Below are 14,515 nucleotides of genomic sequence, written 5' to 3' on the forward strand. Positions count from 1 at the left end.
CGGCCCCCTACTGCTCTTCACCGAGGATCGACGAAACCCGGAACATGCCCTCGCTCGCCTCGGGCGCGTTCGCCAGAGCCTGCTCACGGGTGAGCACATCGGCGACCTCGTCGGGGCGCGTCACGTTGCTCAGCGGGATCGGGTGGCTCGTGGCGGGCACGTCCTCGCGTGCGACCTCGCTGACCTTGGCGATATTGGTGAGGATCGAGTCGAGCTCGGTGGTGAGCGATTCGATCTCGGCATCGGTGAGGGCGATCCGGGCGAGGCCGGCGAGATGCTGCACGGTCTCCGCCGTGATCTCGCCGCTCGCCCCGGCAGATACTGCCGCGGGGGTGTCAGGCATGCTGCTCCATCGTGTGGTGAAGAGGTGAACCACACCATCCTACCGAGGCGGGCTCGGTGCGAGCCTCAGTGCCCCCGGAGATCGAGCTGCCGGTGCAGCTCGTTCGGGGCCTCCCCCGATGCGATGACCAAGAAGAGGCCCGGCTGCTGAAGATCGTGCTCGTCTTCGAACAGCAGCGTCCGGCGGTGCAGGAGCTCATCGTCTGCCGCGCTGACGTACTGGTCGCCCGGCTGCGCCGAGTAGTACACCTGGAGACCGGCAACACTGTGATCGCTGCGGATCAGCAAGGCCCCGTAGTACTCCATTCCGTTCCCGGCGCCGGCCAGGCGCTGCGCTGCCCAGACGGAGTCGACGAGCTCTGCGCCGGGCGGCAGCGGCAGATCGAGCAGCCGCTGTTCGATATGCCGCGCGACACGGTTGTTCGCGTGATGCACCCAGGCGTAGGTTCCGATCATGGTGAGCAGCGGGAGCAGCACAAGCGCGGCGAGGATCCAACGCACCGGATGCTCTCGGAAGGTGTCAGGAGTCATATCCCGCACCATACCTGCCCGCGCCGCCAGCTCCGCCCTCCTTCTGCGCGGCGCCGAACTCGGGGGCCGCCCTGCGCGCGCCGTCCGGGTGCCAGAGCCCAGAACAGCCGCGGCGGTGGCTACTCAGCAGGTGCGCGTCGACGACGCCGATGGCGCACATGAGCGCGTAGACGGTGGTCGGGCCCACGAACTTGAACCCGCGGCGCTTGAGTTCTTTCGCGAGAGCGGCGGACTCGGCCGAGGTGCGGGGCACGGCGGCGTCGGTCTCGGGGGTCGGCGTGCGCTCCGGCATGTACGACCAGACCAGCTGCGCGAGGCCCTCCCCCGTCTCCTCGCGCAGGCGGAGGGCCGCGCGGGCGTTCTCGATGGTGGCCGTGATCTTGCGTCGGTTGCGGATGATGCCGCTGTCGGCGAGCAGCCGCTCGACGGCGGCGTCGTCGAAGACGGCGACCCGCTCGGGATCGAAACCCGCGAACGCGGCCCGGAACGCCTCCCGTTTGCGCAGTACCGTGATCCAGGCGAGCCCGGCCTGAAACGCTTCGAGGCTCAGACGCTCGAAGACCCCCGCGTCGTCGGTCACCGGCATCCCCCACTCGGCGTCGTAGTAATCGGTGAGCAGGGGGTCCTGCCCGGCCCATTCGGCGCGAACGGGCGGCGGGGTCTTCTGAAGCATCGTCGTTCCCTTCCGAGGTGTTCGATTCGGGCGTTGCATCGAGCCCGCTGAGACCTCACTTTAGTGAACGACGAGGATCGGCCCGGAACGAAAAACGACTAATGTGGATAACTCGCATGAGTTTTCACCCGCGGGGTGAAGCTGAGCAGAGCCCCGTCAGAGGTCGAGAGCGTCGGGACCCTCCGTGACGAGAACGCCGAACTGCTCGGCGTTCAGCACCGGGATGCCGAGCTCCTCGGCCTTCGCCAGCTTCGACCCGGCTCCCGGCCCGGCGGCCACGTAGTCCGTCTTCTTCGAGACACTCGAGGCCGCCTTCCCGCCCGCCTGGATGATCGCCTCTTTCGCCCCGTCTCGGGTGAACCCCTCGAGCGACCCGGTGGCGACCACCGTCAGCCCGGCCAGCACCCCTCCCTCGGCGGCGGCCGCTCCGGGACCGGGATGGCCGGGCGTGGCCCACTGCACTCCGGCGGCCGCCCACCGATCCACGATCTCGCGATGCCAGTCGACCTCGAACCACTCCTTGAGCGACTCCGCGATGATGCCGCCCACTCCGTCGACCTCCGAGAGCTCCTCCACCGAGGCCGCGCGGATGGCGTCGAGCGATCCGAACCAGTCTCCGAGGGCCCTCGCAGCGACCGGGCCGACGTGGCGGATGTTCAGGGCGACGAGCAGTCGCCACAGCGGCTTCGTCTTCGCCTTCTCGAGCTCGGCCAGGAAGGTCTCGGCGTCCTTCGAGGGCAGGATCACCCGGTGGTTCTTGCGGTACCCCGCTTTCCGACGCGCGGTCGCATCGAGCCCCTCGGCCTCGGGCGGATAGGCGAGCACGACCCGCTGGAACGGAGAGCGCCTGCGCGCCTCGCCCGTCTCCTCGTCGATCACGGGTTCACCGGTCTCGCTGTCGCGCACGATGACCGTGATGGGAACGAGCTCGTCGAGGGTCAGGTCGAACAGCCCGGCCTCGGTCTCGAGCGGGGGCTGGGACGGGGTCTCGGGCTGCGTGAGCGCTGCGGCCGTGATCTCGCCGAGCACCTCGATGTCGAGCGCCCCGCGCGATCCGATGTGCTCGACACGACCGCGCACCTGGGCAGGGCACGCTCGCGCGTTCGGGCAGCGCAGGTCGATGTCGCCCTCCTTCATGGGCCGCAGGGGCGTTCCGCACTCTGGGCAGCGTTCGGGCATGCGCCACTCGACCTCACTGCCGTCGCGCAGCTCGAGCACGGCGCCGAGCACCTCGGGGATCACGTCGCCCGCCTTACGCAGCACGACGGTGTCGCCGATGAGCACCCCCTTCGCCTTGACCACCTGCTGGTTGTGCAGCGTGGCCTGTCGCACCGTCGAACCCGCGACCTTCACCGGCTCCATCACCGCGTACGGCGTCGCCCGCCCCGTGCGGCCGACGCCCACCCGGATGTCGATGAGACGCGTGTGCACCTCCTCGGGCGGGTACTTGTATGCGATCGCCCAGCGCGGAGCGCGGCTCGTCTCCCCCAGTTCGGCGTGGAGCTCGAGCTCATCGACCTTCACGACGATGCCGTCGATATCGTGCTCCACATCATGCCGATGCTCGCCGCGATCGGCGATGAACGCGGCCACCTCATCGATCGTGTCGAACACGCGCGAGTGGGGCGACACCGGCAACCCCCACTCGCCGAGCAGACGGTAGGCGTCCGACTGGTTCTCGAAGTCGGGGTGCTGCCAGGCCCCGATGCCGTGCACGTAGAGCGAGAGCCGCCCCAGCCGATCCCGCATCAGCGCGCGCTCAGCCGCGCTCTTCTTCTCGGCTCGCTGGCGCAGGCTGCCCGCGGCGGTATTGCGCGCATTCGCGAACTCCGGGTAGCGGATCGTGATGCGCTCATCGGGCACTCCCTTCGCCCGCTGCTCAGCCGCGAACTCGCGCTGCAACTCGTGCTGACGCTCGTTGAGCGCCTCGAAGTCTTCTCGGCTGAGGAATACCTCGCCGCGCGCCTCGAAGAACTCGGGGATGCCGTCGCCGCGCAGTTCGCGCGGGATCACGGGGATCAGTTCGACGTTCTCCGTGATGTCCTCCCCGACCCGGCCGTCGCCGCGCGTCGTCGCCGTCTCGAGCACGCCGTTCCGGTAGGCGAGGCTGATCGCCAGGCCGTCGATCTTCAGCTCGGAGAGCCATCGCACATCCCGCCCCGCCGCGGCCCGCGTCTTCTCGGCCCACTCTCGGAACTCGTCGATCGAGAAGACGTTGTCGAGACTGAGCATGCGCTCGGCGTGCTCGTGCTCGGGGAACCCGGCCGAGACGACAGCGGCGCCCACCTCGCGCGTCGGGCTGTCCTGCCCCGCGAGCTCGGGGTACGCGCGCTCGAGCGCTTCGAGGCGATGGAACATCTCGTCGTACTCGGCGTCGGAGACGAGGCTCGTCGCCTCAGAGTAATATGCGCGCCGCAGGCGCTCGATCTCACCGCTGAGGCGCTCGGCCTCGGCGCGAGCATCATCGAAGTCGGTCGGGATCTGCGTGTTCTCGTTCACGCCTCAAGTCTAGAAGCGACCCCCGACATTTGCGCGGGTCACGACGACATCTCGCGCGCCGTCGCCGGCAGCGCGCGATCGATCGTGAACTGACCGAGCACCCGGGTGCCGACATAGATGACCGCCGTCTGCCCCGGGGCGACTCCAAGCAGCGGCTCGGCCCGCTCCAGATCGATATCCACGACCACCTCGTGAGTGGCGTCGGCACGATGCTGCTCGGTGCGCTCGGACTCGACGATCGGCTCCAGCCTCGCCCGCGCGGGCACCGGGTCGGCGTGCGCCCGGATCTGCACCTCGCAGTCGAAGGAATCGCTCACGTCGAAACCGGGGTCGCCCGCCCAGCTGAACCGGCCGCCGGCGATGCGCCCGATGGCGAGGCTCTGCTTCGGGCCGACGACGACCTGATTGGAGACGGGGCGGATCGACAGCACGTATCGGGGTTGCCCGTCGGGCGCCGGGCGGCCGAGCTGCAGCCCGCGACGCTGCCCCACGGTGTACCCGTGCGCGCCGTCGTGCCTGCCGACCACCTCCCCTGACTCGTCGAGGATCTCGCCCGGCTCACGTTCGAGGTGCTCCGAGAGCCAGCCCCGTGTGTCGCCGTCGGGGATGAAGCAGATGTCATGGCTGTCGGGCTTCTGCGCGACCTGCAGCCCGCGATCCTCGGCCTCCGCCCGGATCAACTCTTTCGAGGGTGTGTCTCCCAGCGGGAAATAGCAGTGCGCGAGCTGCCGCTCGGTCAGCACGCCGAGCACGTACGACTGATCCTTCGCCCAGGCACTCGCACGGTGCAGCTCGCGGCCGTTCGGCCCCTCCTCGAGCGTGGCGTAGTGACCCGTCGCGACGGCGTCGAAGCCGAGCGCGATCGCCTTGTCGAGCAGGGCTGCGAACTTGATCTTCTCATTGCAGCGCATGCAGGGGTTGGGGGTGCGACCGGCGGCGTACTCGGCGATGAAGTCGTCGACCACGTCCTCCTTGAACCGCTCGCTGAGATCCCACACGTAGAAGGGGATGCCGAGCAGGTTCGCGGCACGGCGGGCGTCCATCGCGTCCTCGATCGTGCAGCAGCCGCGGGAGCCGGTGCGCAGCGTGCCGGGCATGCGACTGAGTGCGAGGTGAACCCCCACCACATCGTGCCCCGCTTCGACGGCCCGCGCCGCCGCCACCGCGGAGTCCACGCCCCCGCTCATCGCCGCCAGAATCTTCATCCGGACCATTTTACGCGCTCTCCGTCTCCGCCGCCTACGAGCCGAGGATCTCTCTCGCACACGACCCATCGAGATACGGGTTTCGCATGCAGGACGGCGGATCCGCCTGCAAAATTCGTATCTCGACGGCACCTGAGGGGCGGGCGAGGGCGCCGATCCGCCCGAGGAGTACCGGTCGGCACGGGGGCTGCGATGCTCGTCTGGGCGGGGCGGGAGCCGCCCTACGAGAGGCCCGCCGCGCGCGCCCGCTCGAGCGCTCTCGGGAGGGTGTCGAGCAACGCATCGACCTCGTCGTCGCGCGTATCCGGGCCGAGCGTGAAGCGCAGCGCTCCAGCCGCCTCCGACTCCGGGACCCCCATCGCGAGCAGCACGTGCGAGATCTCGGCCACGCCCGCCCTGCACGCCGAACCGACCGAGACCGACACACCCGCGGCGTCGAGCAGGAACACGAGCGAGTCGCCCTGGCAGCCTGGAAAGGTGAAATGGGCATTACCGGGAAGCCGGTTCGGTCCTTCGCCCGGCACCGGCCCTGAGCTTGGGGCGGCACTCGGATCGGGCTCCGGCCCGCGCAGCACCGCTGCGGGGTCGATCGCGCGCACGCCCGAGATGAGCCGGTCGCGCAGCGCCGCGAGTCGTGCCGTGCGGGCCTGATCCGGGCGCCCGTCGGCATCGACCGCGAGGTCGATGGCGGCGGCGAATGCGACGGCTCCCGCGACATCCTGAGTGCCGGATCGCGCCCGCTGCTGCGTGCCGCCGTGCAGCAGCGGCTCGGTCGCCGCGCGCCGCCCGAGCACGAGCGCTCCGACGCCGACCGGTCCCCCGATCTTGTGCGCCGAGACCGACACGGCGGAGGCCCCGGAAGCCGCGAAATCGATCGGCAGCTGACCCAGCGCTGACACGGCGTCGACGTGCGTCGGCACCCCGGCCTCGGCCGCGATCCGGCACAGCTCCGCGACCGGCTGCACGGTGCCCACCTCGTTGTTCGCCCACAGGAACGAGACGAGCGCGATGTTCTCCGCGCCCTCCTCCGCGATGGCCGAGGCGAGCGTCTCGGGGTGCAGCGCACCCTCACCGTCGACGGGCAGCCACCGCAGGCGAGCGCCCTGCGCGTCGCGCAGCCACTCCGCCGCCTCGATCGTGGCGTGGTGCTCCCCCTCCGCGATCAGCAGCACCGGCTCGCCGCCCAGCTTCGCTCGCCTTGCCCAGAACATGCCCTTGATCGCGAGGTTGATCGACTCGGTGCCGCCTCCGGTGAGGATCAGCTCGGCGGGATCGCAGCCGAGCGCCCTCGAGAGCCGCTCGCGCGCCCGCTCGAGCACCTCGCTCGCCCGCTGGCCGTGACCGTGGGTCGACGCGGGGTTGCCGATCAGTCGCAGCGCCTCGGTGTAAGCGGCGAGCACCTCCTCCGGCATCGCCGAGGTCGCCGCGTGGTCCAGGTAGGCGCGTACGCGGCCTCCGCCCGGCTCCGCTCTCGTCATCCCGTCTTCCGCTCCCCGCTCCGCAGCCGGCAGGGGCGCTCAGTAGAGCAGATTCGCGAGACGCCCTCGCGCAGCGGCGACGCGCGGATCCGCGACCCCGACCACCTCGAAGAGCTCCAGCAACCGCTCGCGGATCACTGCGCGGTCATCGGCGTCCGTGCTCTCGGCGAAGAGATCGAGCAGGCGCAGGAAGGCGTCTTCGACATGGCCGCCCGAGACGTCGAGATCGGCGACGGCCAGCTGTGCCTCGACGTCGCCGCCATCGGCCGCCGCCGCCGAGCGGATCTCATCGGCGGTGCGCCCCTGCAGACGCTGCAGCAGCTTCATCTGCACGAGCGCCGCGCGGGCCTCCGCGTCGGCCGGAGCCTTCGCCAGCACCGCCTCCCACTCGGTCACCGCCGCCGCGTAGTCGCCGCGCTCGGCGGCCTCCACCGCGGCGCGATGCGCTTCGGGGATCTCCGGCTCAGCGGGCTCGGACGGGCCGACCTGGGCCTCGTCGCCCTGGTCCGGAGCACTCACGCGACCCGAGACGCCGTTCTGCTCGGCGAGCTGCACGAGCTGGCCGAAGAACTCCCGCACCTGCGCCTCGGGCACCGCACCCTGGAACAGCGGCACCGGCCGACCGCCCACGAGCGCGACGACCGTCGGAATCGACTGCGCCTGGAAGGCCTGAGCCAGACCGGGGTTCGCATCGACGTCGACCTTGGCGAGCAGCACGCGGCCGTCGAACTCTCGGGTGACCTTCTCGATCACCGGGCTCAGGGTCTTGCACGGCTGGCACCACTCGGCCCACAGGTCGAAGACCACCGGCACCACGGCCGAGAGCTGCGCGATCTGCTCGAACGTCGCATCGGTGACGTCGAGCACGAGCGACGGCACGTCGACCGTCTGCCCCGCTCCGGGCGCGGCACCCGAGGATGCGGTCTGAGATGCGGCGGCCTGAGGCGCGGCAGCGCCTCCCTGGGCGGCCTGCCCTCGGGCGGCCAGGTGACTCAGGTCGATCCCGCCGCCGGGAATACGCTCGGGCATCTGCTGGCTCATGCTCAATTCCTCACTCCCACCAGCTCGCTCGTCACACCGAGCAGCTGGATCTTGCTTCCGTCCGTCTTGCTGGGCACGTAGAAGAGCAGCTGGTGCGCGACCTCCTGCACGAGCCGCTCCTGCTCCCCCTCGAGCCCGGAGAGGGCCGTCACGGCCCCGTTCGCCTGCGGCTTGTACCGCCCGCCTGCCGCGTCGACGATCTGCTCCTCAATCACGGTCGTGGCGACCAGCGCGCCGCCGACGCCCGTCGAGAGCGCGATCGGATCCTCGTCGCCCTGACGCGCGGCGACCGAGAAGGCCATGGACTGCCCCTTGTCGTCCGACTGCTTCTGGGCCTGCTCCGCGAGCGCCTTGCCGTAGTTCTTCAGCAGGGTGTCGTCCTCGATATCGAAGGCCTCGGCTTCGGGAACCTCGGCTCCGCCCTGCAGCACGGCCGCGAACTGCGCGCCGACCTCGCCCGGCGGCGCCACGAGCGATTCGATGTCGTTCGCGAGCAGTGCAGTCCCCTCCTCGGCCGGCGCGGCCTGCGGCATCGAGATCCCGCCGCGCAGCGCGAGCACCCGCGAGACCTGATAGTTCTGCTGCGGGGTCTCCTGCGTGAGGACGAGGGCGAGCGAGGGCGAGGTCGCGGGGGCCTCGGTCTCCTCGGGATCCGTGGCATCCTCGGCCGTGGGGTCCTCGACGACAGCGTCCGCGGGATCGTCGGATCCGCTCGTGGACTCCACCGTCACGAAGATGGTGCGCGGCCACGACTCGGTGCTCTGCACGAGCTCGTAGTCGAGTTCCCTATCGGTGATCCGAGGCGGCACGACGCTGTATTCCGGCATGGCCGAGCGGATCGTGTAGTTCGCGGTGCGCTGCGCCAGCGCGTCGCCCGTGAACCGCTCCCCGAGCAGGTCGACGTTGAGACCGTCGTCGGCCTCGTTCGACAGCTCCGAAACGCGCTGCACGATCCGGCTCAGCTGTCCATCGGTCACGGGAACCGGCGCCGCGGACGAGGGCGTCGGCGCAGGGGTCTCCTCCTTCACCGGCTCAGGGCCGAGCTGCGGCCAGTAGCTGGGCGAGCAACCGGTCAGACCGACCACGGCGGCGAGGCCGAGGGCGGGAACGGCTGCCGCGCGGCGCACGCGGGCGCCTCGCGCGGAACGCATCGAAGCGGATCCCGATCCGGATCCCGCGCCGTTCTCGACCGGGGCCTGCGCCGTGTCCCGGCGACGGCCCGAACGGCCGAACGCATTGCGGATGCCCTGCAGAGGCCCGCGACGACCGCGGCGCGGGCCGAGGCCGCGGCGGTTGTGGTCGATCGCGAGCAGATAGAGCACGCCGCCGACGACCGCGAAGAGGCCGCCGCCCACGAGCAGCGGACCCGCCCACGGCGTATCGGGATCCTGCGCCCACACGAGCGAGACATCGGAGGGCACGGGGTCCTCGCCGTTCGACGCGATCAGCACCGACTGCTCCTCTCCGAGCGCCACCGGAACCCGAAGGGTGCTGGCGTCTGCGCCCTCGCTCTCGTCGTCGACGGAGCGCTCCTCGAGCCACAGGTCGCTGCCACGAGGATCGAGGGCCGCGGGAACTTCGGCCTCCGCTCCGGGTGCGGGCGCATCGACCACGTCCGGGGCGACGAGCGCACTCAGCAGGCGCTGCTGCTTCGTATCCACCGTCAGCTCGGCGTGCAGGTACGGCTCGACCCAGCCCTCGACGTCGCGCGTCTGCCCCGTCGCGACGAAGGCCTGACCGCCCCGCACCACGACATTCGCCTGACCGGGCATCTTCGCGAGCTCCCCGCCGTCGATGAGGGCGTAACCGGCTTCGGAGTTCGTCTCGACCGGGAAACTGATCTCGGACGGGCCGGCGAGGAACGTACGCTGGCCGATGCCCAGCAGCAGCAGGACACCGGAGATCACCAGCGCCGCGATCGCAAGCACATATCGCACGGGGGCTCCTTATCAAGAGTGGACGACGCCCGCCGCCGGGGCGGCGATTCGACCGAGGGGTCGGCTGGGGCGTCACTGTTCTTCAGACAACGGTACCGGAGCTTTCTCGATACGAGATGGATACCCGCACAACAGAAACCTGAGGGAGAGCCCGCGCGAGCTGGGATTTGTGCGGATCCCGGCTCATGCACACCCGGGTGCGTTAATCTGGACCTCATTCTCTGTGCTCCCTCTCCCAGCCAGGCGAGTACGACGTCGTTCGATTCCCGGAGGCCACGTGTCCGAATCAGCCCAGCAGTTCTCCCCTGCCTTCCGCGGCTACAACCGCGAGGAAGTGGACGAGCGCATCGGATCCCTGACCGGGCACATCGCCACGCTGCAGTCGCACCTCGAATCGCTGCAGCTCGCGCATCAGCAGGCCACTCGGGTCGGGCAGGAGCAGCGAGAACTCATCGCGGACCTGCAGGAGCAGGTCGCCGAGCTCGGGGCGAGCGGATACTCGGGTCTCGGCCTGCGTGTCGAGAAGAGCCTCAAGGTCGCCGAGGATCATGCCCAACGTCTGATGGCCCAGGCCGATCTCGATGCCGAGAAGCTGCGCCGCTCGTCAGAGGAAGAGGCGAAGCGGGTGCTCACCCAGGCGCAGAACCGCGCCGACGAACTGCTCTCGTCGGCCTCGGAGCAGGCGGAGATCATCATCACCGGCGCCCGCACCGATCTCGCAGAGCAGACGGCGGCCGCCAATGCGGAGCGCGAACGGCTCGTCGAGGAGGCCCGCCGCGAGGCCGAGCTCACCCGCAGCGCCGCCGTTCGAGAGGCCACCGCTGAGCGCGAGACCGCCCACCGCGACGCTCAGGCGGAGCTCGCATCGACGCGCGCGGAGATCGAGCGGATCACCGCCGAGGCCCGGGCCGAGGCGAACGAACTGCGGAGCGAGACGGAGCGGCACGCGGAGACCTTCGCGAGGCAGAAGGCCGAGAGCGAACGCGAGGCAGAGCTCGAGCGCGCACGCCTCGTGCAGGAGTCCGAGCGCGCCCGCGCCGAGTTCGAGGCCAAGCGGCAACGCGAGGAGGCCGAGCTCGAGGAGCGCTACACCGAGCGCCAGCGCGAGCTCGAGGGACGGATCGAGGCGGAGCGCCTGGCCCTCACGACCGAGATGGAGACGCTCCGCGGACGCATCGCTCAGGAGCGTCGGGAGCACGACGAGGCGATCTCGTCGGAGCGCGAGCAGCACGAACGGCGGCTCGCCTCGGAGCAGCAGGTGCACGCCGATCGCATCGCGCAAGAGCGCGAGGAGCACGAGGCGGCCATCGCCCGCGCCCTCGAGGCGCAGCGCGCCGAACTCGCCACGCTCGCCGAGCAGGGAGCCCGCGAGCGCGCCCGCGCCGACGAGCTCGCGGCTCGCGACCGGTCCGAGGCTCGCGAGCGTCAGGAGGCCGAGCTGACCGCTGTCAGGGAGCAGCAGGAGCAGCAGCTGCGGCAGGAGCTGGAGGCGCACGAGGCGAGCATCGCCGCCGAGCGCGAGGCCCACGAGCAGGCCATCGCCGAGGAGCGCGAGGCCCACGACGACGCCCTGCGCGCCGAGATCGTCTCGCACGAGGCCAAGCTGAGGAACGAGCGCGAGGCGCAGGAGGAGCAGCTCTCGGCCGAGCTCACCGCCCACGTGTCCCGTCTGGCACGGGAGCGCGAGGCGCACGAGCAGAGCATCGCCGAGGAGCGGGAGGCGCACGATCGCAGACTCGCCGACGAGCGGGAAGAGCACGAGGCTCGGATCGCGCGGGAGCGGGAGGAGCACGAGACCGCGATCGCGCGCGAGCGCGAGCAGCACGACGCGTCCATCGCCCAGGAGCGCGAGCAGCACGACAGCAGGATCGCACGTGAGAGCGAAGCCCATTCGGCTCGCCTCGCCGAGGAGCGCGAGCTGCAGGAGCGGGAGCTCGCCGCACAGCGCACCGCGCAGGAGAACCTGCTCTCGACGGAGCTCGAGGCCCACGAGGAGCGCATGAAGCGCGAGCGCGCGGCGCACGAGAACCGCATCGGCAGCGAGCTGTCCAGCCATCAGGATCGGCTCATCGCGGAGTGGGAGGAGCACCGCGCTCGCGTCGACGCCGAACGCGCGGCGCACGAGCAGAGCCTCGCCGAGGCCCGCGAGGAGCAGGAACGGCAGCTCGACCGCCAGCGCGAGGAGGTCGAAGCGCAGCTCTCGGACGAGGCGACCGTGCACGCCGAGCGCCTCGCCGCACAACTGCGCGAGCACGAGCAGCGCCTCGCCGATGAGCGGGAGGCGGCCGAGGAGCGCCTGCGTATCCAGCGCGACGAGACCGCCGAGAGTCTCGGCCTGCAGCGCGAGGACCTCGAGATGGAGATCGACCGGGAGCGCACCAAGCTCGCCGCCGACATCGCCAGGGAACGCGAGGAGCACGACCGCGCCATGGCCGCGGCCCGTGCGCAGCACGAGGAGGACCTGCGTCGCGAGCGCGAAGCGCAGACCGCGGCCATCGAGCGGGAGGTCGAGGCGAAGCGGACCGCGGTGACGGAGGAGACGGATCTGCTGCGCGCGGACACCGTCGCCGAGGTCGCCGAGCACCGCGCCGCCGAGGAGTCCCGTCTCGCGCAGCTGCGCGCCGAGACGGAGGACGCGGTGCGCGCCATGCGCGAGCGGATCGAGGCGGAGACCCTCGAGTTCAACACTTCCTCCGCGCAGCAGCGCGAAGCGCTCGAGCAGGAGCTCGCGACTCGCCAGCAGGAGGCCGCTGAGGCGTCGCGCCGGGAGATCGAGGCCACTCGCACCGAACTCGCGGAACTCCGAGCACAGCTGGATGCCGCTCGGGCCGAGTACGAGCGCATCACCTCCGAAGCCGCTCAGGATGCCCGGAACACGCGCGCCGAGGCCGAGCGCCGGGCAGCCGAGATCATCCTCGAGGCCGAGCAGCGCGCCCAGACCACCTTCGCCGCGGCCGAGGATCGCGCCACGAAGGTGCTGGCCGCTGCTGAGGATCGCATGACGCAGCTGAAGGTCGAGCGCGGAGCGGTCGCCCGCTACTTCGAGAGCCTCGGAGAGGTGCTCTCGAACGCGCAGAAGATGAGCAGCGTGGCCGGCAACGTCGTCGAGCGGCCCGTGCTCGAGCAGCCGGAGGACGATCAGGCCGGAAGCGCTCAGGCTGAGGACGATCCTCCGGCGGCGGAGCAGCCCGCTGCGGCTTCCGCCGAGGACCCGTCGGATCCCCAGGAGGAGCAGGCGTGACGCTGACCGCTGCCGCCGACGGCTCGGCCCTCGGCAACCCCGGCCCCGCGGGCTGGGCATGGGTGATCGACGGCGAGCAATGGCGGGCCGGGGGCTGGCCGCGCGCCACCAACAATCAGGGCGAGCTCATGGCCGTGCTCGATCTCCTGCACGCCACAGCCGACCGCGCGGAAGAACCCCTGCGGGTACTGTGCGACAGCCAGTACGTGATCAACTCCGTGACCCAGTGGATGCCCGGTTGGAAGCGCCGCGGCTGGCGCAAGGCCGACGGCAAACCCGTGCTCAATCGTGAGCTGCTCGAGCAGCTCGACAAGGCCCTCGCGGGCCGCGATGTGCGCTTCGAGTGGGTGAAAGGGCACGCGGGTCATCCGCTCAACGAGGCGGCGGATCAGCGAGCGCGTGCGGCGGCTACGGCGTTCCAGCTCGGCCGAGAGCCGGACCGAGGGCCCGGTATCGCGGGATCCTCGAGCCCGACGCCCGAGGTCGCGGTCTCGACTCCCCCGGCTCCCCCGACGCTCTTCTAGCGACTCGCGGGGTCGAACCTAGCCGGCCTGCCAGCAATAGAGGTGATAGTGCCGGCGGTCGCGCACCGCCGCGTCATCGCCGAAGAAGTGCTCGGCGCTCCACGCCACGACGTGCGCCTGACCCGGCGGCACTTCGTTCGCGCAGACGGGGCAGCGGTAGCTCTTCTCAGCGCGGTGAGCGGGCACCTCGCGGACGAACCACTCCGTTCCGCGACGCATCTCCTTGCGCGCTCCGCCGTAGGCGAGACGGGTGACGTCTCGAGGCGGGTTCTCCGCGGCGCGCTGGTACTTGTTGACGCGACGACTACGCGCCACCGCGGTCTCCCCCGTCGCTCACCGGCGACTCACCACCAGTGGTTGGAAGTCCAGAAGTCATAGGCCGCAGCCCAGCTGCCGTAGCGGCTGACCGCGTACCCGTTCGCCCAGCGCAGGTTGTCGACGGGGTCGTAGCCGTTGCCTGGCACCTTGCTGCAGGGCAGGGCCTGGATCAGGCCGCACGCACCCGAACTCGCGTTCGTCGCGTTGGGGTTCCAGCCGCTCTCCTTCGACGCGATGTAGTCGACGTAGCCCCAGTCGGATTCCGCGATGCCCGCGGCGGCCATCCACTCGGCGGGCGAGCCCCCGCCGGAGTACTTCGGAGGGGCGCCTCCACCGGAATCGCTCCCCGACGAAGACGAGGAGGAGCCGGACGAAGACTTCTTCTTCGCCTCTTCCTCCGCCTTCTTGGCAGCGGCCTTGGCCTCTTCTTCGGCCTTGATGCGCTGCTGCTCAGCCTGCGAGAGCTCCGCCGGCACCTCGGTGAAGACGAGGTCGGCCTCTTCCGTGACGTTCGGAGTGAACTCCTGGTGGATCCGCTCTTGGAAGGCCATTGCTTCGGCATCGGCGGGCGCGCTCGGCATTGCGAACGGGGCGACGACCGCTCCACCGAAGATTCCGGCGACAGCGAGTACGGCGACGGGGACCTTCACACGGGTCCAGCGCGACAGGGGGGTGGGATTCACGACAGGCACAATATAACGATTATATCTCAGACGATGGAGTCAT

12 protein-coding genes are annotated in these 14,515 nt (G+C 70.4%); 2 read left to right on the forward strand and 10 right to left on the reverse strand.

Annotated features, from left to right (window positions below; all coding sequences use genetic code 11):
* Positions 1 to 7: 7 nt before the first annotated feature.
* The 8 genes from gatC to AC0KXF_RS02360 form a co-directional block, all read right to left on the reverse strand.
* Positions 8 to 343 (reverse strand): Asp-tRNA(Asn)/Glu-tRNA(Gln) amidotransferase subunit GatC, encoded by a 336-nt coding sequence (gene gatC, locus AC0KXF_RS02325; protein ID WP_473107664.1) that lies wholly within the window; start codon positions 341 to 343, stop codon positions 8 to 10.
* 65 nt (positions 344 to 408) lie between these two features.
* A complete protein-coding gene (locus AC0KXF_RS02330; protein ID WP_473107665.1) occupies positions 409 to 873 on the reverse strand; it encodes a hypothetical protein in 465 nt (154 codons plus the stop codon).
* The gene (locus AC0KXF_RS02335; protein ID WP_473107666.1) at positions 863 to 1,546 is read right to left on the reverse strand and encodes a DNA-3-methyladenine glycosylase I; all 684 of its coding nucleotides are present in this window, start codon (positions 1,544 to 1,546) and stop codon (positions 863 to 865) included. The genes AC0KXF_RS02330 and AC0KXF_RS02335 overlap by 11 nt, the downstream gene beginning before the upstream one ends.
* Before the next feature lie 156 nt (positions 1,547 to 1,702).
* Positions 1,703 to 4,045, reverse strand: a complete 2,343-nt coding sequence (gene ligA / locus AC0KXF_RS02340; RefSeq protein ID WP_473107667.1) for an NAD-dependent DNA ligase LigA — start codon at positions 4,043 to 4,045, stop codon at positions 1,703 to 1,705.
* A gap of 38 nt (positions 4,046 to 4,083) precedes the next feature.
* Positions 4,084 to 5,250 (reverse strand): tRNA 2-thiouridine(34) synthase MnmA, encoded by a 1,167-nt coding sequence (mnmA, locus tag AC0KXF_RS02345; RefSeq protein WP_473107668.1) that lies wholly within the window; start codon positions 5,248 to 5,250, stop codon positions 4,084 to 4,086.
* 221 nt (positions 5,251 to 5,471) lie between these two features.
* Complete coding sequence (locus AC0KXF_RS02350) at positions 5,472 to 6,728, reverse strand: cysteine desulfurase family protein (protein ID WP_473107669.1); 1,257 nt, start codon at positions 6,726 to 6,728, stop codon at positions 5,472 to 5,474.
* Positions 6,729 to 6,767: 39 nt separating this feature from the next.
* A complete protein-coding gene (locus AC0KXF_RS02355) occupies positions 6,768 to 7,769 on the reverse strand; it encodes a tetratricopeptide repeat protein (RefSeq protein WP_473107670.1) in 1,002 nt (333 codons plus the stop codon).
* A 2-nt stretch (positions 7,770 to 7,771) separates the two neighbouring features.
* Positions 7,772 to 9,706, reverse strand: a complete 1,935-nt coding sequence (locus AC0KXF_RS02360) for a DUF8094 domain-containing protein (protein ID WP_473107671.1) — start codon at positions 9,704 to 9,706, stop codon at positions 7,772 to 7,774.
* A gap of 277 nt (positions 9,707 to 9,983) precedes the next feature.
* On the opposite strand from AC0KXF_RS02360, the gene AC0KXF_RS02365 reads away from it, so the two are divergent.
* Positions 9,984 to 12,947, forward strand: coding sequence for a hypothetical protein (locus AC0KXF_RS02365; RefSeq protein WP_473107672.1), 2,964 nt, complete (start codon positions 9,984 to 9,986; stop codon positions 12,945 to 12,947).
* On the forward strand, positions 12,944 to 13,471 hold the full coding sequence (locus AC0KXF_RS02370) for a ribonuclease H family protein (protein ID WP_473107673.1): 528 nt from the start codon (positions 12,944 to 12,946) through the stop codon (positions 13,469 to 13,471). The genes AC0KXF_RS02365 and AC0KXF_RS02370 overlap by 4 nt, the downstream gene beginning before the upstream one ends.
* Before the next feature lie 18 nt (positions 13,472 to 13,489).
* Here the strand turns inward: AC0KXF_RS02370 and AC0KXF_RS02375 are convergent, their stop codons facing one another.
* Together AC0KXF_RS02375 and AC0KXF_RS02380 are read right to left on the reverse strand one after the other, a co-directional pair.
* Positions 13,490 to 13,786 (reverse strand): ATP/GTP-binding protein, encoded by a 297-nt coding sequence (locus AC0KXF_RS02375; RefSeq protein ID WP_223044259.1) that lies wholly within the window; start codon positions 13,784 to 13,786, stop codon positions 13,490 to 13,492.
* A 29-nt stretch (positions 13,787 to 13,815) separates the two neighbouring features.
* The gene (locus AC0KXF_RS02380; protein ID WP_473107674.1) at positions 13,816 to 14,481 is read right to left on the reverse strand and encodes an aggregation-promoting factor C-terminal-like domain-containing protein; all 666 of its coding nucleotides are present in this window, start codon (positions 14,479 to 14,481) and stop codon (positions 13,816 to 13,818) included.
* Between the last annotated feature and the right edge of the window lie 34 nt (positions 14,482 to 14,515).

Source organism: Leucobacter holotrichiae (assembly GCF_055791005.1).

Coding starts and splice junctions, on each gene's coding strand:
- AC0KXF_RS02355 (WP_473107670.1), bottom strand. CDS start 7,769: ATGAGCCAGCAGATGCCCGAGCGTATTCCCGGCGGCGGGATCGACCTG.
- gatC (WP_473107664.1), bottom strand. CDS start 343: ATGCCTGACACCCCCGCGGCAGTATCTGCCGGGGCGAGCGGCGAGATC.
- AC0KXF_RS02350 (WP_473107669.1), bottom strand. CDS start 6,728: ATGACGAGAGCGGAGCCGGGCGGAGGCCGCGTACGCGCCTACCTGGAC.
- AC0KXF_RS02330 (WP_473107665.1), bottom strand. CDS start 873: ATGACTCCTGACACCTTCCGAGAGCATCCGGTGCGTTGGATCCTCGCC.
- mnmA (WP_473107668.1), bottom strand. CDS start 5,250: ATGAAGATTCTGGCGGCGATGAGCGGGGGCGTGGACTCCGCGGTGGCG.
- AC0KXF_RS02335 (WP_473107666.1), bottom strand. CDS start 1,546: ATGCTTCAGAAGACCCCGCCGCCCGTTCGCGCCGAATGGGCCGGGCAG.